Origin of the sequence: Streptomyces melanogenes, from assembly GCF_014649795.1 — a bacterium.
Taxonomy (GTDB): Bacteria; Actinomycetota; Actinomycetes; order Streptomycetales; family Streptomycetaceae; genus Streptomyces; species Streptomyces noboritoensis.
This window is the reverse complement of sequence record NZ_BMTS01000017.1, coordinates 40,877-67,467: the sequence shown is the minus strand read 5'-3', so window position 1 is coordinate 67,467 and position 26,591 is coordinate 40,877. Positions and strand designations below refer to the sequence as shown.

General features: G+C 68.6%; 23 protein-coding genes and 2 pseudogenes. 15 read left to right on the top strand and 10 right to left on the bottom strand.

The window, feature by feature from the left end:
- Positions 1 to 51 precede the first annotated feature (51 nt).
- Positions 52 to 1,629, top strand: coding sequence for an RICIN domain-containing protein (locus IE252_RS30855; RefSeq protein WP_190092713.1), 1,578 nt, complete (start codon positions 52 to 54; stop codon positions 1,627 to 1,629).
- A 36-nt stretch (positions 1,630 to 1,665) separates the two neighbouring features.
- Here IE252_RS30855 and IE252_RS30850 read toward each other — a convergent pair.
- The 3 genes and pseudogenes from IE252_RS30850 to IE252_RS30835 all read right to left on the bottom strand — a co-directional run.
- A pseudogene (locus IE252_RS30850) lies at positions 1,666 to 1,785 on the bottom strand (transposase); the annotation flags it as partial.
- 577 nt (positions 1,786 to 2,362) lie between these two features.
- On the bottom strand, positions 2,363 to 3,103 hold the full coding sequence (locus tag IE252_RS30840) for a class I SAM-dependent DNA methyltransferase (protein ID WP_190092711.1): 741 nt from the start codon (positions 3,101 to 3,103) through the stop codon (positions 2,363 to 2,365).
- A gap of 306 nt (positions 3,104 to 3,409) precedes the next feature.
- Complete coding sequence (locus tag IE252_RS30835) at positions 3,410 to 3,646, bottom strand: hypothetical protein (RefSeq protein WP_229848886.1); 237 nt, start codon at positions 3,644 to 3,646, stop codon at positions 3,410 to 3,412.
- 529 nt (positions 3,647 to 4,175) lie between these two features.
- Here IE252_RS30835 and IE252_RS30830 point away from each other — a divergent pair.
- Positions 4,176 to 4,469 carry a hypothetical protein gene (locus IE252_RS30830; RefSeq protein ID WP_190092710.1) on the top strand — a complete coding sequence of 98 codons (294 nt, stop codon included), beginning with the start codon at positions 4,176 to 4,178 and terminating at the stop codon, positions 4,467 to 4,469.
- A gap of 529 nt (positions 4,470 to 4,998) precedes the next feature.
- Positions 4,999 to 5,403: an aggregation-promoting factor C-terminal-like domain-containing protein gene (locus IE252_RS30825; RefSeq protein WP_190092709.1), complete on the top strand. Its 405-nt coding sequence runs from the start codon at positions 4,999 to 5,001 to the stop codon at positions 5,401 to 5,403.
- Positions 5,404 to 5,528: 125 nt separating this feature from the next.
- On the opposite strand, the gene IE252_RS30820 is transcribed toward IE252_RS30825, so the two are convergent.
- A complete protein-coding gene (locus IE252_RS30820) occupies positions 5,529 to 5,852 on the bottom strand; it encodes a hypothetical protein (protein WP_229848885.1) in 324 nt (107 codons plus the stop codon).
- Positions 5,853 to 5,986: 134 nt separating this feature from the next.
- Positions 5,987 to 6,421 carry an MmpS family transport accessory protein gene (locus IE252_RS30815; RefSeq protein ID WP_190092708.1) on the bottom strand — a complete coding sequence of 145 codons (435 nt, stop codon included), beginning with the start codon at positions 6,419 to 6,421 and terminating at the stop codon, positions 5,987 to 5,989.
- Between the two features lie 442 nt (positions 6,422 to 6,863).
- Between IE252_RS30815 and gcvH the strand changes: the two genes are divergently transcribed.
- Positions 6,864 to 7,244 (top strand): glycine cleavage system protein GcvH, encoded by a 381-nt coding sequence (gene gcvH, locus IE252_RS30810; RefSeq protein WP_190092707.1) that lies wholly within the window; start codon positions 6,864 to 6,866, stop codon positions 7,242 to 7,244.
- A gap of 169 nt (positions 7,245 to 7,413) precedes the next feature.
- On the opposite strand, the gene IE252_RS30805 is transcribed toward gcvH, so the two are convergent.
- Entirely contained in the window at positions 7,414 to 7,707 is a 294-nt protein-coding gene (locus IE252_RS30805) for a hypothetical protein (RefSeq protein WP_190092706.1), read from the bottom strand.
- Positions 7,708 to 8,059: 352 nt separating this feature from the next.
- Here IE252_RS30805 and IE252_RS30800 point away from each other — a divergent pair.
- Positions 8,060 to 8,341 (top strand): annotated as a pseudogene (locus tag IE252_RS30800) (transposase); the annotation flags it as partial.
- A gap of 11 nt (positions 8,342 to 8,352) precedes the next feature.
- Here the strand turns inward: IE252_RS30800 and IE252_RS30795 are convergent.
- Positions 8,353 to 10,407, bottom strand: a complete 2,055-nt coding sequence (locus IE252_RS30795) for an SGNH/GDSL hydrolase family protein (protein WP_190092705.1) — start codon at positions 10,405 to 10,407, stop codon at positions 8,353 to 8,355.
- A 712-nt stretch (positions 10,408 to 11,119) separates the two neighbouring features.
- Between IE252_RS30795 and IE252_RS30790 the strand changes: the two genes are divergently transcribed.
- A complete protein-coding gene (locus tag IE252_RS30790) occupies positions 11,120 to 11,458 on the top strand; it encodes a hypothetical protein (protein WP_190092704.1) in 339 nt (112 codons plus the stop codon).
- A gap of 106 nt (positions 11,459 to 11,564) precedes the next feature.
- Here the strand turns inward: IE252_RS30790 and IE252_RS30785 are convergent, their stop codons facing one another.
- Positions 11,565 to 12,026, bottom strand: coding sequence for a hypothetical protein (locus IE252_RS30785; protein WP_229848884.1), 462 nt, complete (start codon positions 12,024 to 12,026; stop codon positions 11,565 to 11,567).
- Between the two features lie 244 nt (positions 12,027 to 12,270).
- Here IE252_RS30785 and IE252_RS30780 point away from each other — a divergent pair, with 244 nt between their 5' ends.
- Entirely contained in the window at positions 12,271 to 12,927 is a 657-nt protein-coding gene (locus IE252_RS30780; RefSeq protein ID WP_190092702.1) for an SMI1/KNR4 family protein, read from the top strand.
- A 57-nt stretch (positions 12,928 to 12,984) separates the two neighbouring features.
- The gene (locus IE252_RS30775) at positions 12,985 to 13,971 is read left to right on the top strand and encodes an MsnO8 family LLM class oxidoreductase (RefSeq protein ID WP_190092701.1); all 987 of its coding nucleotides are present in this window, start codon (positions 12,985 to 12,987) and stop codon (positions 13,969 to 13,971) included.
- A 198-nt stretch (positions 13,972 to 14,169) separates the two neighbouring features.
- Here IE252_RS30775 and IE252_RS30770 read toward each other — a convergent pair whose 3' ends face one another.
- Positions 14,170 to 14,712, bottom strand: a complete 543-nt coding sequence (locus IE252_RS30770; RefSeq protein WP_190092700.1) for a hypothetical protein — start codon at positions 14,710 to 14,712, stop codon at positions 14,170 to 14,172.
- Between the two features lie 201 nt (positions 14,713 to 14,913).
- The gene (locus IE252_RS30765; protein ID WP_190092699.1) at positions 14,914 to 15,126 is read right to left on the bottom strand and encodes a DUF4287 domain-containing protein; all 213 of its coding nucleotides are present in this window, start codon (positions 15,124 to 15,126) and stop codon (positions 14,914 to 14,916) included.
- 287 nt (positions 15,127 to 15,413) lie between these two features.
- Here IE252_RS30765 and IE252_RS30760 point away from each other — a divergent pair, with 287 nt between their 5' ends.
- The 7 genes from IE252_RS30760 (at position 15,414) to IE252_RS30730 (ending at position 26,581) form a co-directional block, all read left to right on the top strand.
- The gene (locus IE252_RS30760) at positions 15,414 to 18,353 is read left to right on the top strand and encodes a glycoside hydrolase family 48 protein (RefSeq protein WP_190092698.1); all 2,940 of its coding nucleotides are present in this window, start codon (positions 15,414 to 15,416) and stop codon (positions 18,351 to 18,353) included.
- A gap of 179 nt (positions 18,354 to 18,532) precedes the next feature.
- The gene (locus tag IE252_RS30755) at positions 18,533 to 19,597 is read left to right on the top strand and encodes a LacI family DNA-binding transcriptional regulator (RefSeq protein WP_190092697.1); all 1,065 of its coding nucleotides are present in this window, start codon (positions 18,533 to 18,535) and stop codon (positions 19,595 to 19,597) included.
- Between the two features lie 325 nt (positions 19,598 to 19,922).
- Positions 19,923 to 20,993 carry an IS110 family RNA-guided transposase gene (locus IE252_RS30750; protein WP_190092696.1) on the top strand — a complete coding sequence of 357 codons (1,071 nt, stop codon included), beginning with the start codon at positions 19,923 to 19,925 and terminating at the stop codon, positions 20,991 to 20,993.
- A gap of 102 nt (positions 20,994 to 21,095) precedes the next feature.
- Entirely contained in the window at positions 21,096 to 22,409 is a 1,314-nt protein-coding gene (locus IE252_RS30745) for an extracellular solute-binding protein (RefSeq protein WP_190092695.1), read from the top strand.
- Between the two features lie 5 nt (positions 22,410 to 22,414).
- Positions 22,415 to 23,404 (top strand): carbohydrate ABC transporter permease, encoded by a 990-nt coding sequence (locus IE252_RS30740; protein ID WP_190092694.1) that lies wholly within the window; start codon positions 22,415 to 22,417, stop codon positions 23,402 to 23,404.
- Positions 23,401 to 24,246 carry a carbohydrate ABC transporter permease gene (locus IE252_RS30735; protein ID WP_190092693.1) on the top strand — a complete coding sequence of 282 codons (846 nt, stop codon included), beginning with the start codon at positions 23,401 to 23,403 and terminating at the stop codon, positions 24,244 to 24,246. Before IE252_RS30740 ends, IE252_RS30735 begins: the two co-directional genes overlap by 4 nt.
- Before the next feature lie 49 nt (positions 24,247 to 24,295).
- Positions 24,296 to 26,581 (top strand): beta-glucosidase, encoded by a 2,286-nt coding sequence (locus tag IE252_RS30730; protein WP_190092692.1) that lies wholly within the window; start codon positions 24,296 to 24,298, stop codon positions 26,579 to 26,581.
- Positions 26,582 to 26,591 lie beyond the last annotated feature (10 nt).

Here is a 26,591-nt window from a genome sequence, read left to right as displayed (position 1 = left end):
CCTTCTGCCCTGAGCCTGTGTCGCAGGCACGTGACGTGGGAGGGACGCCGCATGTCGAACAGCACGCCGCCGGTCACTGGAGGCCCCGATGGACCCACGACGACGCGGGAGGAGCGGGTCACACGGCTTCGGACTCTGCTGTCGGAAGCCCGCGCGGACACGCGTTGGGCGAGCCGCCTGCGGGCGAACCGGAACAGCAACATCCTGATCGAGATCGCGCTGCATGCCGCGGCCCGGCTCAGCGAGGGATTACCGCTGTCAGACCTCGAGCAGGACCTGGTCGACCAGATGGCGCGGGTGGTGTCCGTGGAGGAGGTCGCGGAGTACGGCAAGCTCTACAAGGACGCCCCCGCCGTCGGGGAATTGTTTCCCGCTGGCGTGGCGCGGATCGAGCTGGAGCGTTCCTACTCGATGGCGGACTACGCGGCGGACCAGGAGATCCTCGTCCGGGACATTCTGGCGCAGCCCAACGTCAACATCATCGACCTGTCCTCGCTGCCTCGGGGTGCACAGCTGAACAGTCCGGACAGCGAGGAGTTCGTCGCTGCGATGGGCGAGTACGGATCGGCGCTCACGGTGATAACGGGACCCCCGCCCGGCGTGGAGGCCCTCGCACCGAGCACCTTCACCCTGAGGGCGCACAAGTTCATGAGTGTGCGGGGATCCAACGAGATCGGCGCCGACGAGTTCTACTGGGCCTCGGGCGCGGGCAGCGACCAGGTTGCCCGCCGTGAATACCGGTCCCGTGTCTTCAGCGACATGTACACCGGCAACACCCGGGGCTTCAGCGACTCCGACATCCTCTTCCAGGGCCGCGTGGACCGGTTCTTCTACATGGATGTCGAGGCGTGGGAGGAGGACAGCGGCGGCATCTGGCGGGAGATCAGCAGGTTCCTGTACAAGATCTCCGACAAGGCGATGGAGGCCGCCGAACGAGGGCAGGCGTCCGGCGTTCCGGACGACAACGCCCAGGCGGCCGCCGGAGCCCTCGCACTGTTCGGAGTCGCCACCGAATTCATCGGCTGGCTCTTCTCCCTCTTCGAGAACAAGGACGACTTCGTCGCCCACCGCTCCTACGGGATCACCCGTGCCGGACTCGTCGCCCTCAGCCAGATCCCCCCGGGCGCCGGGTGGCCGGCCGGGCTGTCCGCCTACGAGTTCAACGGCGGCGGCGAAGGCCACCTCAGGCTCTGGATTCGCACCAGTTACCAGCCCGCGCCCGAACCTCACCCACGAAGCTACGCGCTCAGCATGAACAACACCGGAGCAGTGACCGGTCGACCGTACGCGGGCAGCGCGGACCAGAGCTTCAAACGCGTGTCGCAGGCGGACGGTTCCACCGGCATCCGCAACGGCTACTACAACCTCGCACTGAGCATGAACAGTGCCGGTGCGGTGACCGGCCGCCCGTACGTGGGTGATGTGGACCAGAGCTTCGTCCTGGTCCCGCAGGCTGACGGCTCCGTCGGTATCCGCAACAACTACCACAACCTCGCACTGAGCGTGAGCAGTGCCGGTGTGATCAGCGGCCGCCCGTACGCGGGCACTCAGGACCAGAGCTTCGACATCGTTCCCCAGGATGGCGACAACTCCACCGGCATTCGGAGCGTCTACTACCGGGCTCCCTGACCCACGGTGGACCACCACTCTGCGCGTCACGTTCAGCGCGGCCCAGTGGGCGAACAGCTCGTAGACGGTCTGCCACGGACCGTACCGCTCAGGCGGATCATGCCAGGGGGCGTCGGTCCGTAGCCGCCACAGCGCCCAGTCGACCTGCAGCAACAAGGGCTCTGTTGGCTCCCAATTCGCTCCCGCGCCGCGTCGGTCAACTCACCCGTACCATTCACAGATCAACTATCGGGCGATCCCTGACCGGAATCGGGCGCGGCGTTCGGTACGAAGAGGCTCAGCCGGTAGGTGGTCGGTTGGACCAGGCGCCCGCAGAACATGTCCGCTCGCACCGCCGTCCAGTCGATCTGGGTGTCCGACGCTCGCAGACGGCGGATGTGAGCGTTCCACTGCGACTCGTCCTGAGTCTCGAAGAGCACCTCCCAGCGACCCGCGTCAGGCGCGAAGCGAGCGGCCGCCCGCTCTGCTGCGTCCTGCTGCTCACGTTGCCTCTGACGTTTTCTCTTCCTCTGCCCTGGCACCGATCCAGCATCGCTGAGCCCCACCATCGCGGCAAGGGCATTACCTACTGCTCGAAACCAGTACGAAGTTGATCATTCGCCAGACAGCTCCAGGACCGCGACAGCCAACCGGGTCACCTGCACGGGTTCCGCCGCCTGCGGATCTCCTGGGAGGTACGCGACGCCTTTCACGGAGCGTGTTTCCGGCATAGGGCATCGTTGGGTGGTTGATCTCAACTTGGCTTGCGCCATACGGAGACGTGCTTCGCAGAGTCCTGGGTGAACGGCGACCCGTCCCAGTCCGCGACGCGGCGTTCCAGCTCGAGGCCGGCGATCCTTGCCATCAGGTCGAGCTCTGCCGGCCAGGCGTACCGATGCCGGGAGTTGCTGCGGCGGTAGCGGCCGTCGTCGCCCTCGCGGGTGAAGTGGTGTGAGACGAGAATCTGCTCGACCAGGTCGAAGGTGTCGAAGCCGAGATGCTGTTCCGAGACATCGAACGGTACGGCGACCTGGCCGGGAGGTAGGAACCGCAGTGGCGGCACGCCCAGCTCGATGACGAATCGGCCGCCGGGCGTCAGATGACGCGCGGCGTTGCGGAAGCATTCGACCTGCTCGTCCTGGGTGAGGAGATTCGTGATGGTGTTGTAGACGAGATAGACCAGGGTGAACTCACCAGGGACGAGTGTGGTGGCCATGTCCCCGATGGTCACCGGGAGCGTGACCTCGTCGGCCTTGCGCCGCAAGACCGCTGCCATGTGCTCGGACAGTTCGATGCCCGCTACCTGCACGCCGCGTTCCCGGAGCGGGACACCCACCCGTCCGGTTCCGATGGCGAACTCCAGGGCCCGGCCGTCTCCGGCGAGCTCGGCGAGGAAGTCGAGAGTCGGTCCGAGAACGGCGGCCGAGGACATCTCGGTCTCTTCGGCGTCGTAGCGGTCGGCGGTCGCACGGGTCCATAGCTCACTACTCGTCACGGGCGGCCACTTTGCCGGGCGCCGAGGGTCGCTGTCGACGCATTTACGTTCCACCGCTCCGATCACAAGGTCTGGGGGTGCAACGACACGACGGTGGCGCGGCCGTTCTGCTCGGCCCATCAACGTCGCGGTCGACCCACAGCGAGCAAGAACCGGACGGTCAACTCCCCGTGGTGAACAGCACACACCTACGATGCCGCCTTCCTCGCCCCAGAGCTCAAGGCGTCCCCTGGACAGTGGCAGGCGGCGATCGAGGCGGCTACGGGGTTGGAGGGCGCCCCGTGCTCAGCGAAGGGCGGGAAGGGTTCAGCGGCCGCACCGGGCGCGGACCGTGCCGGTCATGCCGACCCATGCCACGAGGACAACGATGGCAACAGCGATGGCCCCAAGAGCCTCCATGGGTACGGCATGCGTCACATAGAGGGCGAGCCACACCATGGACAGAGGGAAGGCTGAGCCGATCCACGCGGCCACCGGGAACCGCTTCTTGGGCCCGGCTTCGGAGCCTTCACGGGAAACCCGTCGGGACATCTGTGAGGACATGGATTCATTCCTTAACTTCTATGAACAGGCCGTGTGAACTGCCTGATCCGTATCCTGCCGGGAACTGGGTGCCCCATACAACCGGGTGACGGCTCAGCCTCAACGGAAGGTCGCCAAGCGGGGGGCGAGGTGGTCCTGATCGATGGCACCTTCCGCACCCGGTCGGCGTCCAGGAAACGTACGCCCCGTGGTCGTCACAGGCTTCCACGCCAGCCGCACCCGCCAACTGGCCCCGGCCAGCGGGAAGCCAACTACCTCCTCGTTGTCGGACACACCCCGTCGAGCACGGCTTCGCCCACCTCGCGAACTGGCAGACTCTCACCAAACTCGGCACCGACCCCGCCCAAACCGCCTCCCCGTACCGCCCCGTGCTCGTTCTGACGAACATCGAAGCCTGGTCCAGCTTGAGCGGTTGATCCGAGTTCTACCGGATGCTGACTGGTGGTCTTACAGAGGCGACCGGCACGGCTCGTCGCGCAGTGGCGACTCTCCGTCAGCGTGCCTCCCGATCGTCATGAGCAGTTGGCGCATGGCTCCGGAGGCCGTGGAGGCGTTCCTGGTTGCGGTAGGGAACGTTCCGGCCCTGGTGCGCTGGGACTTCAGCGGTTGGCCTGAGGCTCCGGAGGTCGGCCTCGGCCGCGGGGGCACGAGAGGCGCCTTCGTGACGGTATGTGTGAATGCGCGCGACCTCTACCTCGAAGAGCCCGCGGCAGACCACACGGTGTACGTCCACGTGAAGCAGGCCGAAGCCCAACGAGCCAACTGGCTGGCAGCGCAAGTCGGCCTGCAGGTCATCGGCGAGTTGCAGATGGCGTCCCTCTGAGTCGGGTTGCTCGCTTTGGTCGCCGGACTACCGGATCGGCGAGCGAGAGGACGGTGGGGGAGTGTGGCTTGGGGTGGGTGATGGCGCCGGGCCGGGGAAGTGCGGCATACAGGGCGTCGTTTTCCTGGGTTTTCGAGGTGATCGCCCGATCTCACTGGCGTCTCGAAAGGGTACGTATGGTGACTCTTGGTCATAATCGGGCGTCCCGAAGGTGAGCCGCCCCATAGGACCTATGTCACGTACGAGCGGGGTTCGTAGCTCCACGGGCCGCCGCACCCCCGTCCTTACATAGGCTCCCACCTGCACAAATCACCCTCCAGCGGCGCCTGGGGCGTTGGTGGTGTGCTGCGAGGCCCGCTAGTAGGTGGGGTCGTTGCCAGGCGGGCGGGGCGCCGGTAGAACTGGATGAGTCGCCGGGCGGTTCGGGTGTTTCTCCCCGCCGCTGGTGAATCCCTCTCTTTTGCGTGAGTGGCTCACGCATGCCTGTGGCGTGCCGCGATGGTCCTTGTTCCCGTTGGAAGGCTTCTCTGTGTCCCAGTCCGTCATCCGCCGTATCGCCGCTTCGAAGAAGACCCTCGCGGGTGCCGTCGTCGCCCTGGGTGCCGCCGGTTCGATGCTCGCCACCGTTCCCGCTCAGGCGGCTCCGGTGAGTGCGAAGGCGATCGCCCAGCAGATGATCAAGGACCCGGCGCAGTTCGCGGCGTTCAACAACATCGTTTCGCGTGAGAGCGGCTGGGACCACACCGCCACGAACTCCTCCTCGGGCGCGTACGGCCTGGTGCAGGCTCTGCCGGCGTCGAAGATGGCTTCGGCGGGTGCGGACTGGAAGACGAATCCGGCCACCCAGATCAAGTGGGGCCTGGACTACATGAACGACCGCTACGGCGGCCCCGTGGGTGCCTGGAACTTCTGGCAGACCCACCACTGGTACTAAGCCTCCAGCGGCAGCAGACACACACGAAGACGCTCGACCGGGAATACCCCGGCCGAGCGTCTTCGCGTATGTGCGGCGCGCACGGGGTGGTACCAAGTGTCGGGGTCGCTACCTGCGCCTGCGTGTCACCACCGGTGCAGGAAACTCCGGACGTCGTCATAGCCGTCCAGGGCCCGACCGTCCACGTCCGTCGGGTCCGCCTCGGCCCGCGCCGCCAGCGCCTCCGCCAGTGCCAGGGCTTCATCACTGAGACGCCCGAAGCGCCGGGCGGCGTGCCCCAGGCACAGGCCGGCCAGCCCGAGCAGTGGACTCCCCGGCGCAGCCCGCGTCCCGATCTGCACGCACCAGTGCTCGACAAACTCCGCGTCGTCGTCGTTCAACGCGGTCCCGACCATGACGCTCGCCGCCTCGCCCTCGGCCGAGCGGTCGAGCAGAGCCCGCTCCAGCATCTGGACCACGACCCCGTGAGGCAGAGCGGGAGGGTTCTCGAACCTCAGATGAGAGTGCACCCCGCGAGACTATGCGGACCGCGCGATCCACACTCGACCGGCAAGACCGAGGCGAACGTTGCCTGATGTGGCACTTAGTTGCTGCCGACCGGCGAGACCGCGATGCAGCCGCCCGCCGTCACGAGGCCCTGGCCCTTCTCTTCCTTGAGGACCTTGCCCTTGTAGGTGATCTTGCAGTTGACCTCGGCGCCGGACGGGTCCGCGGCGACGGGCATGACCGCGGGCGGCATGATGCCGCGCAGCGTGACGGTCTTCTTCCAGGGCAGCGCGGGCTTCTGGACGGTCTCGACCTTCGGCTTCATCGCCTCGCCGCCACCGCCGTGGAAGTCGATGGAGTCGACACCCTTGCCGGTGACCTCGTAGGTGACGTCGTAGGTCTCGGTCACGACCTTGTCGACCTGCTCGGCGGCTTTGTCAGCAGCCTTGTCGGCGGTCTTTGAGCAGGCGGTGAGGCCGACGGCGAGACCTGCGGCAGCGAGCGTGCACACGGCGCGGAAAGTGCGCTTCAAGGGTGGTTCCCCCAAGTTAAGCGGAATGTGTAATTCGGGTTGGTGCAGGCACACCAAATCGTAAAGGGAAGGTAAAGTCAAACCCGTCTGTGCGGCTCAGGGCGCGCTCTTGTCAGCGGCCACGGCTCTCCCGACACTGCGGCGTGTCGGGCCGGGCGGCCATGGGGGTGTGCGTGATGGCCGCGCGCAGCTGCGGGGCGCGGCGCAGTCGTGTGAAGTGGCAGCTGCTGCGCCGCAAGTCCACTCGGTCACCGTGATCTCGGTGAGGGGGCCACGCCAGGTCGGGTTGGGCGCTGGCCCCGTGCGGCGGGGGTCGGCCACCCGGCCACGCATGCCGGACCGGCTCTTTGGCGTGATCTCTATAGAAGTTATCGCCGGCAGGCCGTCAGGATGGCACTCTGCCACCCGTTGGTCACACTCTGCAGTAGAGGAGCTTCCTGCCATGTCGAATATCCCTGCCGAGCTCAAGTACACCGACGAGCACGAATGGGTGCGTACCGAAGCCGACGGAACACTGACGATCGGCATTACCGACCACGCCCAGAACACGCTTGGCGACATCGTGTTCCTGGAGCTGCCCCCGGTGGGCAAGCAGGTCAAGGCCGGAGACGCCATCGGCGTCGTGGAGTCGACCAAGGCCGCTTCCGACCTCTACACCCCGGTGACCGGCGAGATCGTCGCGATAAACGCTGACGCCGCCGACACTCCTGAAGAGGTCAACAGCGATGCGTACGACGCCTGGCTGTTCAAGATCAAGCTGGCGGCGGGCGCCTCTACTGACGGCCTGCTCGACGCCGCCGCATACGCGAAGCTGGTCGACTGACCACCTGTCACACGGCCCCGGCCGCAGCGTGCTGTGACGCCGAGGTGATCGGCTCGCAACCGGCACCGGCCGGGGCTGTCCTGAGCCTCGGCCGGTGCCGGTAGGCCGCGCACGTGCGAAGCCCTCTTGGGGCCTGGCGAGCGAGCTGAATGGTTCGCCCCTGAAACGCCTAAACCCAGACGCGGGGTCGGCAGATCGGGGGAGCGGTGTTGCTGCACGCCTGGTAGGAGGTGATGCGGTACGGGCCCGTCACCCAGTACTCCCCACAGCCGGACTGGCTGCCATTGTGGTCGTAGACGACGCCGCTCTCCCCGCTGGCCAGCCAGAAAATGGTCATGAAGCCGTCGCCGTCCGCGTAGGAGTCACAGGCATAGGCTCGCAGGTTGTTGTTGCTGACCCCGCCGTGCCCGCAGATGGACTGCCCGAACGGTCCACAGCCACCGAGCTTACTGTCGCTGTCCACCGCTGCGGCCGCAGGTGCCAGCCACAGCCCCACGCCTGCGACCGCTGCCACGACTCCACTCACCGAAACAAGACGCTTACGCGTTTTGGTTCCCACGTGTTCTCCTTTGCCCGGACTGTCGGTGTGGCCGAATACGGAACTCCCGCGCAGGGACAGACCAAGCGCGGTGACGCAACGCCCGTTGAGCGCCCCGTCCACCGAGAACCTCGTTCGACGGGGAATTGACCGCAAGCCGCCGACCGCATCCGCGCAGGCCCGTCGGCACAGAACCGGCGGACAATGGGGATTGTCCCCGGACAACCCCTCGTACTAGGCACTGTCCGATGGGCTGCGTCACCAGGCCAGCAGTCACATCGTTCCGGCCGGTGGGAGCCGGCGTGATCTTTCGGATGAGGAGTGGGTTCTGCTGGAGCCGCAACTGCCGAAGAACGTGGGTCGGGGCGGGCATTGGAAGAGTCACCGCAGGGTGATCAATGGCATCCTCTTCCGGCAGCGGACCGGTGGCCCGTGGCGTGATCTGCCAGGACGGTTCGGGAAGTGGAAGACCGTGCACGACAGGCACCGCAGGTGGGAGCCGGACGGCGCAGCGGCTCGCATTGGCCCGCCCGCGCGGGTGGCACAGGCGGCGGCGAACTGCTTGGCTCCCTACCCCGCCCGCGCTGCTCGGGAGGTGGGATCCCTGTGGGGCGGTTCCCCTCCGGGGAGCAGGCTGAAGACGGCGATGCTCGCGACCCACAGGAAGGCCAGTCCGAGCAGTCCGAGCAGCAGCCACGGCCAGCGCCCGCGGGTCTGTTCCAGCTCCCAGGCGCGGATCCGGTCCTGGCAGTGCGGGTTCCCGGCGTTGCGGGTCATGGTGCATTCGGGCTCGGGTGCCGGCAGGGCTTGGCTCGTGGCCTGCCCCGGGGCCGTGGGCGCGCGGTGTTCCAGCAGTCCGGGGTGGTTGTTCAGCCAGGTGGTGAAGGTGTCGCGCATGGCTTCGTGGCCGCGCTCGTTCGGGTGGAGGCTGTTGTGGATCCATTTGGCCGGGCTGAAGCGCTGGGAGGCGAAGCCGTTGACCGATGCGATGTCCACGAAGTTGATACCGGCTTTGCTTTTTCTTCCCTGGCACAGCTGGAGCTGGTGGTCTTTGAGGCTGTCCTTCATCTCGGCCAGGTACTCGATGCCCGCGTTGGCCTCGGTCGCGGCGTCGGACATCGTCTGGTCGACATCGTCGACGAATGTGTGGATGAAGTCCCGTTCGGTCTTCGTCAGGGCCACTCCGGTGCATGTGTCGGCTGGGGCGAGCGGCTGCGGGTAGGGCACCGCCACGATGGGTACGCCGACGGGCAGGGCCTTCCTGAGTGACCGGAACGTCGCGGCGAGGGCTCCTCGCACCTTTGGCAGGTTGGCTGTGAACGCCGACGCCTGGTCCTTGCAGCCGCCGGGTGCGATGCACGCTTCCCCGAGGATGGCGAAGCCGGCGTCGTTGCCTCCCAGCGCCACGATGACGAGTGCGGGGCGGAACGAGGATGTCTGACTGGTGAGTTGATCGATCTGGGTACCCGGCTCGCCGTCCTGCGCCTGGATCTTGGCGCCCGGCTTCCCCTTCTGCCCTTGGAGGAGGCGTGCATCGGCTTTCGCGATGACGTTGTAGGTCCGTGCCCCGGAGCATGCGAGGAACAGCATGCGGTCGAAGCGCCGGTCCTTCGTGGCGAGTGCCACCGCGTACGCGGAAGGCGAGCGCCGGCATTCGTCGCGGCCGCCATCGTCGGTCCCCTCGAAGTAACTGCTCGCGCCCTCGCCCGACATGTAGGAGTCCCCGATCGCCACGAGGACGCGCTGCCCTCCGGCGGGAATAAGGGCCTGTGGTGTGGGGCGCTCGGGGGGAGCCGCCGCGAGCATGCAGAGCGCCGCGAGGACGAGGGCGATGTCCGCGTGCGTGTTGGAGACGACGGCCAGCACCAGCACCAGCGCCGTGGCGACGAGGACTGCGGCCAGTACCCAGTCCAGATACCCCAGACACACGACGGCCAGGACGGCCAGGACGATCCCCGCGAGGCCCAAGTACCCGACGATACCGACACCGGCGTCGTCTCCCGCGGCAGAGCTGCGCCGACGCAGCCGACGCACTCCCCACTCGGACAGGACGTTGACCCCGAGCGGCAGGGCCACGAACAGGCCCAGGCCGAGGGCGACGAGCAGGGACAGGAAGAGGCCGCCCTTTGCCTTGGGCAGCAGGAAGGCAGCTGCGATTGCCGTCACCGCCGTCAAGGTGCACAGGGCCACACCCCACCACAGGAGGGCTTTCCTTGGCTGGCCGGGCTTGGCTCCCCGCCACGCTTCGACGAACCAACCCAGACCGAGCAGCAGCAGGACCGAGCCGACCAGCGGCAGGGCGTCCCCCTTGACGCCCGCCAGGTGGGCGACGAGCACCAGCACTCCTGCGGCGGTCAGGAACGCCGCCGCACGCACCAGCCAGCGCGGAGCGTCCCCGCCCGGCCCTCGCTGATGCCCGACCCACAGCTGTCGCGCGATGAAGACGGCACTGCAGACCCCGAAGACACACAGGGCCAGCCGCAGCTCCGGGAGAGGCACTCCGCGGCTCGACTCCACGACGAGCACCACGGCGCCGCCGACGAACATGACCCGCGGTCCCCACCACAGCAACATGTTGCGTCGGCCCCGTCGTTCGGCCGACGCCGCCGACTCGACATCGTTCATTTTCCTGCGCCTTTCGGCTGGTCGGAGGACGTCGGACGACGCTCGACGTGCTGGGCATCCCTTGGCAACAAGGGCTGCGGGGTTCGGGGAAGCTTCACCGGCCCTGCTCTGGCGGGTGAACACCCACACCAGTTCATTACGGTCGGGTCAGGCGGCGGGGATGCCGAGCACCTGGTGGACGCCAAGGGATCGGATCAGGCGGGTGGGTTGCCGGTGTGTTCCTAGCGGACCAGGACGGGTATGGGGGAGGCGAGCGCGGCGCGGGTCCGGCCTCATCTCACCATGACCAGGGCCTCCTTCGGCCCGGGTTCCCGGCCATCGGCAAAGGCGGCGGTCGGCTCGGACCTTCCAGGGTGCAGCCGGCCATCGCGAGCGAGGTGAAGGCGACAGTCGTCAGGAAGTCGCGACGGCGCGACCCTGACCCGTCGAAGACTTCTGGCATGGAGCCCACCGTCTCCCACATGCCGGACACCGGCGGGGCACCACGCTCCGAACCGCCGCCACGAGCGCCCGGTCGGCCGATCGGGCCAGCCGATCGGCCGAGGCTTCTCGAAAGTGTCGGCGTACACATAAACGTACGCGGTCGGGTGCGGACCAACGGCGCCTGTGGCAATCCGTGTGGTCGTGCGTGCGGCAGTGTCCCAGGTCAGGCGCCCACCTCGTGTCAAGGCGGCTCTTCGGTACTGGCTAGGCTTCTGCAGAGGAGGCGATCATGGGGATTGAGCTCGAACTCCATTCCACTCGGCCGGCGCGAAGCAACTGGGACATGTCCAGGGGCTCGTTTCTGCAGGGTTCGTACGAGCATGGTGAAGCGTTGGCCGGGGTGTTGGCCACACTCAAGGCGGACGGCCCTGGCAAGCTCTCGTGGGTGGATCCTTACGGCAACACACAGTTCAACGAGCAGGAGGCGCAAGCCGCGCTCGGCGAGATCGCCGACCTGCTGGAACGGTGTGCCGACGCGGCGCAGATGGCTGCCGTGACCGACCTCGCGGTGCTGCTGAAGTCCTGTGCGAGGACGCCAGGGAGCTACTTGTGGTTCATCGGGGACTGAGGTGCCCCGGGCGGTCATCGCTGACCCCCAGGTTCGCGAAGCCCTGCGGCACCGCCCGATCACACGGATTGCGGCAGACCCGGTGAACGTGCCCGGCGCCGGGCTTTCAGCGGGTCCACCGGGGAGGCAGTCCCGCTTCGGCACGCCAGTAGTCCGCGTCGTGAGGATCGGCTAGCCAGGCGGTCAGACGTTCAGCGCCGGCATGGAAGGCCTCGGGCAACGAGGTCTGCTCGCCGACCACGAGTCTGAGGGCGTCGACGTCATGGGTAGCGTGATCGGTGTCGCACCAGCAGGCCACGTTCACCGCCGCGTCAACCGCGAGGCGGCCCAGGTCGGTCCACACCACCTGAAGCAGGAACTCCAACTGGTCGCCCTCCTGGGCGCGCTCGATGACATACAGTCCAAGGATGATCGGCGTCCCCAACTGCGTGCCCGGGAAGGCGGCATGCTCGAGGATCCACTCCCAATCCGCCGTGTCTACACGAGCCGCGTCGACGGTGCCGGCCGCCAGATTCAAGGAATCCGCATCCGCATCCGCAGGCGACAGGAGAGGGAAGAGCGCGGTCAAGGGGACATTGCTGAAGGCGCCTCGCATCATGAGGTGATCATCCCTGTCTCCGAATCGCACCGCGAACCCTTCCGGGGTCCCCGCGCAGAAAGCCGCCCACGGCTTGGCCCGGCCAGCTGAGCACTTTCCTCCATACTTGGTTGGGCACCTCGACGAGTACGTCGACAACGGCGGGCAGGGGAACACCGCTTGACCTGCTTACCGGCCCAGAGGAGCCGACTGGCGTCCCTATAGCGTGCGTTCCATGATCGTCCTCGATGCGCTAGTCCGCCTCTGCCCGCCACCCGCCAGTCCGCCACCCCCGGTCGACTGGGCGCAAGCCGAGCGTGCCCTCGGGGTGACTCTGCCCGCCGACTACAAGCAGCTCGTCGAGACGTACGGCGACGGCATCTTCGACGAGACGATCTGGCTGCTCGTCCCCGACTCCGCCTACGACGACTGCGACCTGCACGCGCAGACCGCCGAACGGGACGAGATCCTGGCCGACCTGTGGGAGTTCGAGGAGAAGCCCGCCAGCCTGAAGGAGGCAGGGGCGAAAGTCCTGCCGTGGGCGTTCGAAGAGGGCACGGGAGCGTTCCTGTACTGGCTGGTGCGGCCCGGTCAGCACCCCGACGACTGGACCGTGCTCTACAACGAAGGGCGCGGCCCCCTGTGGGAGCACCACGACGTGGGATGCCTGGCCTTCCTGCTGGCGGTGCTCACCGGAACGGCGGAAACGGAGTACTTCGGCTACCTCTACGAAGTGCTGAAGCCGACGGAGCACCGCTTCGCATCGGCCGACGAGGTCCTTGGTGAGGGCCGGGCAGTGATCCGTCAGCCGCTCTCAAGCGCGGTCGGCGCCGACTACGCTCACCTCCATCATGTCTGGGCCAGCCCCTGGCCCTCGGCATGCAGCCCTTGATCAACCAACTCCGGCCGGGGGCCGTGAGAGCACTGATCCCTTCACTATGCTGACGGCATGATCGATGTGCCGATTTCAGCGCTGGAAGTCGCAGTGGTCGAAGCAGGGACCCGTGGCGTGGAGACCCTGAGGGACACCGCCAGCTTCGCTCGCAGGCTCGAACTACTGGGGTATCACCGGATCTGGTACGCCGAGCACCACCATTCGCCTGCGATCGGCGCGTTCCCGCCCGTGGTGCTGATCGCTCATGCGGCGGCCTCGACCTCAGTCATCCGGCTCGGGTCGGGCGGAGTGCTGGCGCCCAACCACGCGCCCATCATGCTGGCGGAGCAGTTCGGAACGCTGGCCGCGTTGCACCCGGATCGCATCGACCTGGGTATCGGCCGCGGTCCCGGCACCTTCGACGAGGCCACGGCGCGGGAACTGCGTCGCGGAGCTGGACCGGCGACGGACGCGGAGTACCACGACGACGTCGCTGCGATCCTGTCCTTTCTGGTCGACGAAGTGGCGCTCGGCTCGCTGCCGGAGCCATGGCTGCTGTGCTCGAGCACAGCAGGTGCCGCCCTCGCCGCGCGACTCGGCCTGCCGATCGCCGTCGCGCACCACATCCGGCCCGACAGCACCTTCGCGGTGCTGGAGCGCTACCGGGCGGCGTTCACTCCGTCCCGCTGGTGCGAGCAGCCCCGTGTTGTGGTGTGCGTGGAGGCGATATGCGCTGAAACGGAGCAGGAAGCGGCGTGGCGAGCCGGGCCCATGGACGTCGTCAAGGCCGGGCTGCTCAAAGGTCTGAGCGAGATTCCCTTTCCTACGCCCGCGGATGCTGCCACCCATCCCTTCACGGCGGAGGAGCGACAGGCGCTCGATGGCTTCCGTGCACAGCAGGCGTGCGGGACGCCCGAGGCCGTCGTACGCCGGCTCGCGCAACTGGCCGCCGAGACCGGAGCCGACGAACTCATGCTGACCACACCTGTCTACGACCTCGACGCCCGCGTGCGCTCCTACGAACTCATCAAGAAGCACTGCGAGGCCATGAAAGCACCGTAACAACCGCGCGGCACCGAACCGTCCGTCCTGACCCGCCCCACCAGAGCTGCCCCGCGCGTCGCATCAAGGAGGGCAAGATCCGACGCGAGATCGTCCGCTGTCACAAGCGCTATGCGGCCCGGGAGGTCTTCCACTTGGGTCGGACGGTACCGCCAGGGGACCTCGCTCAAATGCGTTGCGTCGTGGCCGCCAACGAGGTCAGCTGTTGCAGCGGACCACGAGGTCGTCAAGGCGTACGGTCCTGGGTGTTCCGTCGGAGCCGAGGATCGCCTCGACGAAGGCGTTGTTCTGCTGCTCGGCGATCCAACTGACCTGGACGGTCTGGTACGTGCCGTTGGCCACGAGCCAGGGCGCGTTGCTGGCGAGCTTGGTGCCCTGGGGGGTCCAGACTCTGAGTTCGAACTGGAGGTCTTGGACGGGCTTGACGTAGATCTCGGCGGTGCACACCGTCCTGGGCCAGATGTTCGTGCCGAAATAGGCCCAGGTGCCCTCGCGGGCCCAGCCCCGGGTGGTGGACAGCCAGCCGTTGACCCGGCCGGATCGGGCGGTTCCTTGGTTGGTCTCGAACGCGGCTATGCCGTCACCGCCCGCCAGGCGATCCCATTTGTCGATGTCGTAGCCTTCGAAGCCGTTGGTGGTCACCTTCTCCTCGGCCTGTGCCGCCGGCGACACCGTCAGGGCTGCCAGGGACACCAGGGCGAGGACGGCCCATCTGGCCGTACCACGGGCGTATTTCAGCATGGCTGTCTCCAAAGATCGCCGCAGTGGATGTTCGGTCCAGGCTCGCGCACGCTCTCCGACGCTGGCAATGCACAACTGGGAGGATGGCTGTATCAGGTTGTCCGTGCTCGGCGGAGATGGCGAAGTCCGCTGCCGTCCTGTCGGGGGCGGGCGGGGTGGCACACATCGAAATGGATCAGCAGCTGACTTCGCGGCAGCCGCCTACTTCCCGGCGGCCTCCGCCAGAGTGTGGGCGACAAGAGCATTGGCGTGGCCGTGGCCCAGGCCGTGTTCGGTTTTGAGCCAGCTGACCAGCTCCATGTGCTTGGACAGCGGGGACGTACGGATGAGGTTCTTCCACTCGGCTATGGGTCGGCCGTACTTCTTCTCGATCGACGGAAAGTAGCTGGCCGGGCCCTTCACAGGTTCAGTCATAGCCGCAGCATGTCACCCACCACTGACAACGCGGCCTGCCCGACCGTCACCGGACCTCACAGATCGGCAGTCTCGTTCGTGTCCGGGATTGGCGCCAGAGGAAGCGAGGGAGTCACGGGCCGCCGACGCACAGCCAGCCTGTCGCCCACTGCGTCCCCGGCCTTACTTCGACTTGTCAAACACCTTGACCCCAAGGCCCCTCAACACGATTCTGGGAGCGCTCCCACGGGTTCAAGGCTTGTGCACAACCCCCACACCTTCCTCCGAGCCGCCAAGGAGGCTCGCACATGCCACCAGGAAAGAGAACGCCCCCCGGCACGGGGCGGCGCAGCCGCAGACGTCGTCTGTGGACTTCGTTGGTCGCGGCGTTCGCCCTGCCGTTAGGTCTCGCCGCGGTCGGCTCCCCGTCGGCCAGTGCGGCCGCGGTCCAGTGCAGTGTCGACTACAAGAACACCAACGACTGGGGCTCCGGCTTCACGGCCGACCTCACTCTCACCAACCGGGGCTCTGCCCCGCTCGACGGCTGGACCCTGACCTACTCGTACGCCGGCAACCAGAAGCTCGGCAACGGCTGGAACGGCAGTTGGTCGCAGTCCGGGGCCGCCGTCACCGTCAAGAACGCCGACTGGAACAAGACCGTCGCGGCGGGCGCCGCCGTCTCCGTCGGCGGCCAGTTCAGCTACAGCGGTACGAACACGGCACCCACCTCCTTCGCCGTCAACGGCACGACCTGCGCCGGGGCCCACCAGCCGCCGGTCGCCGTGCTCACCAGCCCCGCCGCGGGTGCCACGTACTCGGTCGGCGACACCGTCCCGCTCGCGGCCACCGCGGCGGCGGCCGACGGGGCGAGCGTGAGCAAGGTCGAGTTCTACAGCGGCACCACTCTGCTCGGCTCCGACACCACGGCGCCCTTCACCTTCGGCGCCACCGGACTCGCGGCCGGTGACTACTCGCTCTACGCGAAGGCCTACGACAGCCTGGGTGCGTCCGCCGAGTCGGCCCCGGTCGGCATACACGTCGCCGCCGGTCCGGCCGTCATCGTCACGCCCACCCAACTCGCCCTTCAGCAGGGAAAGTCGGGCGCCCTGCAGGTGAAGCTGTCGACGAAGCCGAGCGCCAATGTGACGGTCGGTGTCGCTCGTACGTCGGGCAACAGCGGGCTCTCCGTCACGGACGGGGCGAGTCTCACCTTCACCCCGTCCAACTGGAGCACCGCCCAGCGCGCCACCATCACGGCCGACGCCACCGGCACCGGCTCCGCCGTCTTCGCCGCGACCGCCCCCGGCCACGCCAAGGCCGAGGCCACCGTCACCGAACTGGCCGCGTCGTCGACGTACAACGCACGCTTCCTCGCCCTCTACGGGAAGATCACCGACCCGGCCAACGGCTACTTCTCGCCCGAGGGCATTCCCTACCACTCGGTCGAGACGCTGATCGTGGAGGCGCCCGACCAGGGTCACGAGAGCACCTCGGAGGCGTACAGCTATCTGATCTGGCTGCAGGCGATGTACGGGAAGGTCACCGGGGACTGGTCCAAGTTCAACGGGGCGTGGGCCGTCATGGAGAAGTACATGATCCCCACCCATGCGGACCAGCCCACCAACTCCTTCTACAACGCCTCGAAACCGGCCACGTACGCGCCGGAGTGGGACCTGCCCTCCCAGTACCCGGCCAAGCTCGACACCGGTGTGTCCGTCGGGGCCGACCCGATCGCGGCCGAGCTGAAGAGCGCGTACGGCACGGACGACGTCTACGGCATGCACTGGCTGCAGGACGTCGACAACGTCTACGGGTACGGGAACGAGCCCGGCAAGTGCGAGGCGGGTCCGGCCGCGACCGGCCCCTCCTACATCAACACCTTCCAGCGCGGCGCCCAGGAGTCCGTCTGGGAGACCGTGCCGCAACCCACCTGCGACACCTTCAAGTACGGTGGGAAGAACGGGTACCTGGACCTGTTCACCGGTGACAGCTCCTATGCGAAGCAGTGGAAGTTCACCGACGCGCCCGACGCCGACGCCCGCGCCGTGCAGGCCGCCTACTGGGCCGATGTGTGGGCCAAGCAGCAGGGCAACGGCGGCGCCGTCTCGGGCACCGTGTCCAAGGCCGCCAAGATGGGCGACTACCTGCGCTACGCCATGTACGACAAGTACTTCAAGAAAATCGGCGACTGCGTGGGGCCGACCGTCTGCCCGGCCGGCAGCGGCAAGAACAGTTCGAGCTACCTGCTGTCCTGGTACTACGCCTGGGGCGGCGCGACCGACACCTCGGCGGGCTGGGCCTGGCGCATCGGATCGAGCCATGTGCACGGCGGATACCAGAACCCCCTCGCCGCCTGGGCGCTGAGCTCGTACGCCGACCTCAAGCCCAAGTCGGCGACGGGCGCCGCCGATTGGAGCACCAGCCTGGGACGTCAGCTGGAGTTCTACCAGTGGCTGCAGTCCGCCGATGGCGCCATCGCGGGCGGCGCGACCAACAGCTGGCAGGGCCGGTACGCGGCCGCGCCGGCCGGTACACCCACCTTCTACGGCATGTACTACGACGAGGCCCCCGTCTACCACGACCCGCCGTCCAACCAGTGGTTCGGCTTCCAGGCGTGGTCGATGGAGCGCGTCGCCGAGTACTACAAGGAGACGGGCGACGCGAAGGCGAAGGCCGTCCTGGACAAGTGGGTCGGCTGGGCCCTGTCCAAGACGACCGTCAACCCCGACGGAACCTTCCGGATCCCTGCCACCCTGCAGTGGTCGGGCAAGCCCGACACCTGGAACCCGGCGTCGCCCGGCGCGAACGCGGGCTTGCACGTCACCGTCGCCGACTACACCGACGACGTCGGCGTGGCCGCCGCCTACGCCAAGACGCTGACCTACTACGCCGCCAAGTCCGGTGACGCCAAGGCCGCGAGCACGGCCAAGGCGCTCCTGGACGGCATGTGGGACCACGACCAGGACGCGCTCGGCATCGCCGTGCCGGAGACCCGTACCGACTACAAGCGGTTCGCCGACCCGGTGTACGTGCCCAGCGGCTGGACCGGCACCATGCCGGGCGGCGAGAAGATCGACTCCGCATCGACCTTCTCCTCCCTGCGGTCCTTCTACAAGAACGACCCGGCCTGGTCGAAGATCGAGGCCTATCTCGCGGGCGGCGCGGCGCCCGTCTTCACCTATCACCGGTTCTGGGCCCAGGCGGACATCGCGCTCGCCATGGGTTCGTACGCGGAGCTCCTGGAGTAGCCCCCCGCCCCCGTGGCGGGCCCCGTGTAACCGGGCCGGAGGTACCCCTGCCGGGGGTGCCTCCGGCCTGCCTCGTGCCGTACGGAAAGACCGGGCGACCGGCGGGCGGGCGCCGGGATGTCCTACGGTTTCCGGAAGACGCCCGGAGGCTTTCGGGGTGCACGGCTGCGGAGGTGGGGATGGTGGCTGGGGAAGGGGCGCGGCGCAAGGCGGAGGCGCGGAGCCCGGACGGCGCGGTCAAGGTGACGATCACCGAGATCGCGCGGGAGGCGGGGGTGTCCGTGCCGACCGTCTCACGGGTGGTCAACGGGCGCTCGGACGTCTCGCCGGCCACCCGGGCCCGGGTCGAGGACCTGCTGCACCGGCACGGCTACCGGCGCCGCCCGGCCGCGCCCGGCACCAGGGCGGCCCTGCTCGACCTGGTCTTCAACGACCTGGACAGCCCATGGGCCGTCGAGATCATCCGGGGGGTGGAGGAGGTCGCGCACGAGGCCGGTGTGGGCACGGTGGTCTCCGCGATCCACGACCGGGCGGGTGCCGCGCGGCAGTGGATGACCAATCTGCGGGCCCGCGCCTCCGACGGGGTGATCCTGGTGACGTCGGCGCTCGAACCCGGGCTCCACGACGAACTGCGGCACCTGGGCGTGCCGTTGGCGGTCATCGACCCGGCCGGACGGTCCCCGGTCGCCGAGGCGCCGACGGTGGGAGCCACCAACTGGGCGGGCGGGATGGCCGCGACCGAGCATCTGCTCCAGCTCGGACACCGGCGTATCGGGTTCATCGAGGGGCCGCCCAGGCTGTTGTGCTCACGGGCGCGCCTCGACGGTTACCGGGCCGCGCTCGACGCGGCCCGAGTGGCGGCCGACGGCGACCTGGTCGTGCCCGGCGACTTCTATCCCGAGTCGGGATTCGTCGGAGCGGGACGCCTGTTGGACCTGCCCGAGCCGCCGACCGCGATCTTCGCCGCGAGCGACCAGATGGCGCTCGGCGCGATCGAGGCGCTGCGTCGGCGCGGGTTGCGGGTGCCCCAGGACATGAGCGTCGTCGGTTTCGACGACCTGCCGGAGGTGCGCTGGTCCTCGCCTCCGCTCACGACGGTCCGTCAGCCTTTGTCCGACATGGGGAAGTTGGCGGCACGTATGCTGCTCGACCTCGCGCGGGACGTCGAGCCGGCCGCGCCGCGGGTGGAGCTGGCGACCGAGCTGGTGGTCCGCGCGAGTACCGCACCGCCGCGCCGCGCATAACGGAACATCCCACTCCGGGGGGGGTGTCAACGGCTGTGAGACTCGGGGTGGCCGGTCTGGGATCGGCTGCCAGGGTGGTGTCGGTCGTCCCGTCGTGTGGTGACTCATGTCAATGGTGGCCCTGCGAAGGTGCCCTCAAATGGACTTGTCCGACGTGGTGGGAGCCGACGCCGCCCTGGCCCACCTCGGTGTCCTGATCAGGAGATTGCCCGCCGTTCACGGCGTGGCCCGTCACAGTCGTGGCCCGGAGTGACTCTTGCCCAGACCGACGTCGGCCGTCAGCGGCCCAACCGTTGATCTCTGGACTGGAAGGCACCCGACCACCGTGACGATCGTCGCGCACAGCCACCCGTACGTCATTGGCGTGGACACCCACGCGCGTAACCATGTCTTGGCCGTCCTGGCCGCACCGACCGGCGAACTGCTCGATACGGCTGAGTTCCCTACGAGCAGATCCGGCATGACGCGGGCGGTGGCCTGGGCCGCTCGCCGCAGCGGCGGCGACCTCGCCGCTCTGTGGGTCATGGAATGCATCGCGACCTACGGCGCCCAGTTCGCCCGCACCGTCGCCGAGGCCGGCTACCAGGTCATCGAAGCGCCGCGGACGGGTGTTCATCGTGGCAAGGGCAAGTCGGACCCGATCGACGCACGGCGCATGGCAGAGGCCGCGCTCCCGCTTGAGGAGCACGAGCTGCGTCATCCCCGCGCTGACGAGGGGGAACGCGCCGCCTTGCGCGTGCTGGTGACTGCCAGAGACCAGATGACTGAGCGGACCGCGAACGTCAACGCACTGACCGCGTTGGTCCGGGCCATGGACCTCGGTATCGACGGGCGTCGGGCGCTGACCGGTCGACAAATTCTTGAGGTCTCCCGCTGGCGAACCCGTGAAGAGCCTGTCGCGGTCACGACCGCTCGGGCGGAAGCCGTGCGCCTGGCCAAGCGCATCGTCGCGCTCGAGGAGGAACTGAGCGCCAACGCGAAGTCGATGACAGCGATGGTGCGCGCGACGCCGGCCGCAGGGCTGCTGGACAAGCCCGGGATCGGGCCCGTCACGGCAGCTGTCGCAATGACGGCCTGGTCCCACCGTGGACGGGTGCGCTCCGAAGCCGCGTTCGCCTGCCTGGCCGGCGTCAACCCGATCCCTGCATCCTCGGGGAACACCGTCCGCCACCGACTCAACCGCGGCGGCGACCGACGTCTGAACCGGGCACTGCACATGGCCACAGTCAGCCGCATGATCCACGACCCCGACACCCGCGCATACGTCGAACGCCGACGCGCTGAAGGCCGCACCAACAAAGAGATTCGCCGAAGCCTCAAGCGCTATCTCGCACGCCAGATCTACCGACACCTCAACTCCGCCGACAATCCACCCGCCTCGACTTGCATGTCATAGGAGAGCCCTTTTGTGTCAGGGCCGTTGACACCCCCCAACGCATGCCCGTAACTTCCGTGGCCGTCTCCCGAAATATTTCGGATTCCTTCCGGAAGGTGTGTCATGCCAGCCTCCCATCGAGCCGCCGTGTCCTCCGCCTTCTCCCGCCGACGGTTCCTCGGGACCGCTTCGGCGGTCGGTCTCGGCGCAGCCGGCCTGTCCGCCTGCTCGGACTCCGGGTCCACCACCGACAGCGAAGGCCGGACCGTCGTGGAATGGTGGAACATCCAGACCACGGAGCCGTCGAAGACCGTGTGGCCCGAGCGGGCCAAGGCCTTCGAAGCGGCCAACCCGCACGTCCGCGTCAAGCTCGTGACGATGGAGAACGACGCCTACAAGTCGAAGATGACGGCCCTGACGAGTTCCGGAAAGCTGCCGGACATCTACCACACGTGGGGCGGCGGCGTACTCAAGCAGCAGATCGACGCCGGGCTCGTGGAGGACCTCACCCCGTCGGTTCAGCCCTGGGCCGACACCCTCGTTCCGGCGTCGGCCAAGGCCTACCAGTTCGACGGGAAGACGTACGCCGTGCCCTTCGACATCGGCGCGGTGGGCTTCTGGTACAACAAGGCGCTGTTCGCCAAGGCCGGCATCGAGTCCCCGCCCACCACCTGGGCTGGCTACCTCGACGCGGTCGGGAAGCTGAAGAGCGCCGGGATCACCCCCATCGCCCTCGCGGGCAAGGAGAAGTGGCCCGGCATGTACTACTGGGCCTACCTGGCCATGAGGATCGCCGGGGTCGACGGCATGCGGAAGGCCGCCGATGCCAAGGACTTCACCGGGGACGCGTTCGTCAAGGCGGGCGAACACCTCAAGGAGCTCGTCGCGCTCCAGCCGTTCCAGAAGGGCTTCCTCGGTGCCGCCTACTCCACGCCCAACGGCGAGGCGGCCGCCATGGGCAACGGCAAGGCGGCGATGGAGCTGATGGGCCAGTGGGCACCCGTCGTGCAGGCCGACGCCGGCAAGGGCATCGGCGGGGACCTCGGGTTCTTCCCGTTCCCCGCCGTCGACGGCGGCAAGGGCGCGCAGAGCGACGTGTTCGGCGGAGGCGGCGGATACGCGGTGCGCAAGGGCGCTCCCAAGGCGGCCGCGGACTTCCTGAAGTTCCTCGTGACGGCCGAGTCCGACCGCGTCCTCGTCGCGAAGGGATCCATGATGCCCGTCGTCAAGGACGCCACCACGGCCCTGACCGACCCCAACCTCAAGCGCGTCTCCGACGCCCTCGGCAAGGCGACCGGCTTCCAGCTCTACCTCGACCAGGCCTACCCGCCCGCCGTCGGCCAGGAGATCAACGACTCCGTGGCCGCGCTGATCGCCGGGTCCAAGTCGCCCGACCAGGTGGCCCGTTCGGTCACCCAGGTCGCGAAGAGCCAGTGAACGCGATGACGACGACGTATGTGCAGGACCCCACGCCCGCGACCGCTCCGGCGAAGCGGCCGCCGTCCACGGCGGGCCGCCCGCTGGGGCGGCGGTTCACGGACTGGCTGACCGCGGTCTGCTTCACCCTGCCCGCCCTGCTCCTGTTCGGCGCGCTCGTGCTCGCCCCGATCCTGTACGCCCTGTACGTCAGCCTCTTCAACTGGGGCGGGTTCGGGGCCCCTTCGGACTACGTCGGCCTCGACAACTACAGCCGGCTGCTGCGTGACCCGGTCTTCCGCGGTGACCTGTGGCGCAGCCTCCTGATGGTGCTGTTCTCCGTGTGCGTACAACTGCCGTTCGCGCTCGGCATGGCCGTGCTGCTCAACCAGAAACTGCGCGGCCGGGCCCTGTACCGGATGCTGTTCTTCGCCCCCTACGTCCTGTCCGAGGTCATCACCGGAGTCCTGTTCTCCATGATCTTCGCGCCGCAGGCCGGCCTCGCCGACAAGGCGCTCGGCGCGGTCGGCCTCGACGGCCTGGGCGGACTGTGGTTCGCCGACCAGAACCACGTCCTGCCCACCCTGTTCCTCGTCATGACGTGGAAGTACTTCGGCTTCCACATGATGCTCTACCTGGCCGGACTGCAGGGCATCCCCGCGGAACTGCACGAGGCGGCCCGCATCGACGGCGCGGGTCCCTGGCAGCGCTTCCGCCACATCACCCTGCCGCTGCTGGGGCCGACGGTCCGCATCAGCGTGTTCCTCTCCGTGATCGGCGCCATCCAGCTCTTCGACCTGGTGTGGGTGGTCACGCAGGGCGGCCCCGACCACCACTCCGAAACCATGGCCGTGACCCTGTTCCAGTTCGGCTTCCAGCGCTACCAGATCGGCTACGCCAGCGCGATCAGCATCGCCATGTTCCTCATCAGCCTCGTCTTCGCCCTCGTCTACCAGCGCTGGGTGCTGCGCCGCGACACCGAAGGAGCCCTCACCACCATGCGAGCCCACCGATGAGCGCCCCGCCGCCGACCGCCCGGCGCCGGCTGCGGTCCGCGCCGCTGTACGCGATCGTGTGGCTGGTCGGCGTCGTGATGGTCACACCGCTGCTGTACGCGGTCGTGTCCGGCTTCAAGTCCACCGACCAGCTCTCCCGCAACCCCTTCGGACTGCCCTCGCCGTGGGTGGCGTCCAACTACACCGATGTCCTCGCCTCCGGCGCGTTCTGGCGGATGCTGGGAGCCTCCACGCTGATCGCCGTCGGCACGACCGTGCTGACCGTGGGCGCCGCGGCCCTCGCCGCCTTCGCCCTGGCGCGCTTCGCCTTCCGCGGCCGCGAGCTGCTCTTCACCCTCTTCACCGTCGGCCTGATGTTCCCGTTCGCCGTGGCGATCCTGCCGCTGTTCATCCTGCTGCGCACCTTCGGCCTGCTCGACAACCCCTGGGGCGTGATCCTGCCGCAGGCGGCGTTCGGCCTGCCCGTGACCGTGGTCATCCTGCGCGGCTTCTTCCGGGAGATCCCCGGCGAACTGGAGGAGGCGGCCACCCTCGACGGCTGCTCGGCGTTCGGCTTCTTCTGGCGGATCCTGCTGCCCATGGCACGGCCCGCGCTCGGCACCGTGTCGATCCTCGCCGTCGTCGGCAGCTGGAACAACTTCCTCCTGCCGCTGCTGGTGTTCAGCAAGCAGACCTGGTGGACGATCCCCATCGGCGTCCAGCAGTTCCAGGGCCAGTACGCCACCGACATCGCCCGCGTCTTCGCCTATCTCGTCCTGGCCATGGTGCCCGCCCTCGCCTTCTACGCCGTCGCCGAACGGCAGTTGATCGGCGGCATCACCCTGGGCGCCACCAAGGGCTGATCCGGCGCAGGCCCACCTCCCTTACCCGTACCGCACTTTGAGGAGTCCCATGGTCGAGCCATGGCGGGACACCACCCTGCCCGCCCACGTCAGGGCGGCGGACCTGCTCGCCCGGATGACGGACGAGGAGAAGACCGCCCAGCTGTCCAGCGTATGGATCGGCGCCCAGTCCGACGGCGGCGCGGCCGCCGACGTCGCCCCCGGCCAGCACGTCTACGCGGCCCGCAGCGCCGCCCTCGACGCGCTCCTTCCCTACGGCCTGGGCCAGCTCACCCGCCCCTTCGGCACCGTCCCCGTCGACCCCGCACAGGGCGCCGCCCGCCTCGCCGAACTGCAGCGCACCATCCGCGGCGGCAACCGCTTCGGCCTGCCCGCCATCGCCCACGAGGAGTGCCTGACGGGGTTCACCGCCTGGCAGGCCACCGTCTTCCCGACCCCACTGGCCTGGGGCGCCACCTTCGACCCGGCGCTGATCACGGAGATGGCCCGGGCGATCGGCACGTCGATGCGCGCGGTCGGCGTCCACCAGGGGCTCGCCCCGGTCCTCGACGTCGTCCGCGACCCGCGGTGGGGCCGCACCGAGGAGGCGATCGGCGAGGACCCCTACCTCGTCGGCACCATCGGCACCGCCTATGTGCGCGGCCTGGAGGCCGCCGGGATCGTCGCCACCCTCAAACACTTCGCCGGGTACTCCGCCTCGCGCGCCGCCCGCAACCACGCACCCGCCTCGCTCGGCCCGCGCGAGCTCGCCGACGTGATCCTGCCGCCGTTCGAGATGGCGGTGCGCGACGGCGGCGCCCGCTCCGTGATGCCCGCCTACAACGACGTCGACGGCCTGCCCGCCCACGCCCACCCCGAACTGCTCACCCACCTCCTGCGCGAACAGTGGGAGTTCACCGGGACCGTCGTCTCGGACTACTACGGCGTCTCCCTGTTGGAGGAAGCACACCGGGTCGCTGACGGGGAAAGCGGCGCCGCGCGGCTCGCCCTCGCGGCCGGTGTCGACGTGGAACTGCCGGCGGCCCAGTGCTTCAGCCCCGCCGACCCGCTGCCCAGGGAACTGCTCGACCGTGCCGTGCTGCGTGTCCTCACGCAGAAGGGCGAACTGGGGCTGCTGGACCCGGACGGGGAGACCGTCGTGGGGGGCATGCCCGTCGACCTGAACCCTCCGCACATGCGGGAGCTGGCCCAGAACGTCGCCGAGGAGTCGGTCGTCCTGCTCGCCAACGACTCCGGGGTGCTGCCACTGAGCGGCGGGCCGCGCATCGCCCTCCTTGGCCCGCTCGCCCACGACCAGGCGGCCATGCTCGGCTGCTACTCCTTCCCCCGCCACGTCGGTGTCCACCACCCCGACCTGCCGACCGGTGTCGAGGTGCCGACGCTCGCACAGGCGCTGCGCTCCGAGCTGCCGGGTGCCGTGTTCGTCGCCGATCCGGCGGCGGCCGAGGTCTGCGTGGCCGTGGTGGGGGACCGGTCCGGTCTGTTCGGGCGCGGTTCCTCGGGCGAGGGCTGCGACGCCGAGGACCTGCAACTGCCCTACGGCCAGGGCGAGTTGCTGGATGCGGCGATGGAATCCGGCACGCCGGTTGTCATCGTCGTCCTCAGCGGGCGGCCCTACGCGCTCGGCCGCTGGGCCGACCGGGCCGCAGCCGTGGTCCAGGCGTTCTTCCCCGGTCAGGAGGGCGGCCCGGCCGTCGCGGGGGTCCTCTCCGGCCGCGTCGCCCCCTCCGGGCGCCTGCCCCTCGGGGTGCCGCGCGGCCCCGGTGGCCAGCCCGCCCCGTACCTGGCCCCGCCGCTCGGCCGGCACGGCTTCCCCAGCACCGTGGACCCGACCCCCCTCTACCCGTTCGGGTACGGCCTGTCCTACACCACCTTCACCTGGGGCACCCCCGAGTGCGACGCCTACGAACTGCCGACCGACGGCGAGACCACCCTGCGCCTCACCGTCCGCAACACGGGCGAGCTCCCCGGTACGGAAGTCCTCCAGCTCTACCTCCACGACCCGGTCGGCACCGTCGCCCGGCCCGAGGTGCGGCTCGTCGGATATGCCCGAGTGCCGCTCGACGCCGGAGCCTCGGCCGAGGTGACCGCCACCTTCCCGGCCGACCTCGCCGCGTACACCGGTGCCGACGGCCGCCGCGTCGTCGAGCCCGGCGCCCTCGAACTGCGCCTCGCCGCGTCCAGCGAACACGTCCACCACACCGTGCCGCTGACCCTGACGGGCCCGGCGCGCACGGTCGGGCACCAGCGCCGGATGCGCTGCGAGACGCACGTCGAGCAGCTCACGCACGACCCAGCGCATCCGCAACCGTTCACCTCTCCGTCCACGAGTTGAGGAGCCGCCT

Excerpts from the sequence above, each read along its gene's own strand:
- IE252_RS30855 (WP_190092713.1), top strand. The coding sequence starts at position 52 with ATGTCGAACAGCACGCCGCCGGTCACTGGAGGCCCCGATGGACCCACG.
- IE252_RS30835 (WP_229848886.1), bottom strand. The coding sequence starts at position 3,646 with ATGTCCTCACAGATGTCCCGACGGGTTTCCCGTGAAGGCTCCGAAGCC.
- IE252_RS30830 (WP_190092710.1), top strand. The coding sequence starts at position 4,176 with ATGGCTCCGGAGGCCGTGGAGGCGTTCCTGGTTGCGGTAGGGAACGTT.
- IE252_RS30820 (WP_229848885.1), bottom strand. The coding sequence starts at position 5,852 with ATGCTGGAGCGGGCTCTGCTCGACCGCTCGGCCGAGGGCGAGGCGGCG.
- gcvH (WP_190092707.1), top strand. The coding sequence starts at position 6,864 with ATGTCGAATATCCCTGCCGAGCTCAAGTACACCGACGAGCACGAATGG.
- IE252_RS30795 (WP_190092705.1), bottom strand. The coding sequence starts at position 10,407 with ATGAACGATGTCGAGTCGGCGGCGTCGGCCGAACGACGGGGCCGACGC.
- IE252_RS30790 (WP_190092704.1), top strand. The coding sequence starts at position 11,120 with ATGGGGATTGAGCTCGAACTCCATTCCACTCGGCCGGCGCGAAGCAAC.
- IE252_RS30780 (WP_190092702.1), top strand. The coding sequence starts at position 12,271 with ATGATCGTCCTCGATGCGCTAGTCCGCCTCTGCCCGCCACCCGCCAGT.
- IE252_RS30775 (WP_190092701.1), top strand. The coding sequence starts at position 12,985 with ATGATCGATGTGCCGATTTCAGCGCTGGAAGTCGCAGTGGTCGAAGCA.
- IE252_RS30770 (WP_190092700.1), bottom strand. The coding sequence starts at position 14,712 with ATGCTGAAATACGCCCGTGGTACGGCCAGATGGGCCGTCCTCGCCCTG.
- IE252_RS30765 (WP_190092699.1), bottom strand. The coding sequence starts at position 15,126 with ATGACTGAACCTGTGAAGGGCCCGGCCAGCTACTTTCCGTCGATCGAG.
- IE252_RS30760 (WP_190092698.1), top strand. The coding sequence starts at position 15,414 with ATGCCACCAGGAAAGAGAACGCCCCCCGGCACGGGGCGGCGCAGCCGC.
- IE252_RS30755 (WP_190092697.1), top strand. The coding sequence starts at position 18,533 with ATGGTGGCTGGGGAAGGGGCGCGGCGCAAGGCGGAGGCGCGGAGCCCG.
- IE252_RS30745 (WP_190092695.1), top strand. The coding sequence starts at position 21,096 with ATGCCAGCCTCCCATCGAGCCGCCGTGTCCTCCGCCTTCTCCCGCCGA.
- IE252_RS30740 (WP_190092694.1), top strand. The coding sequence starts at position 22,415 with ATGACGACGACGTATGTGCAGGACCCCACGCCCGCGACCGCTCCGGCG.
- IE252_RS30735 (WP_190092693.1), top strand. The coding sequence starts at position 23,401 with ATGAGCGCCCCGCCGCCGACCGCCCGGCGCCGGCTGCGGTCCGCGCCG.
- IE252_RS30730 (WP_190092692.1), top strand. The coding sequence starts at position 24,296 with ATGGTCGAGCCATGGCGGGACACCACCCTGCCCGCCCACGTCAGGGCG.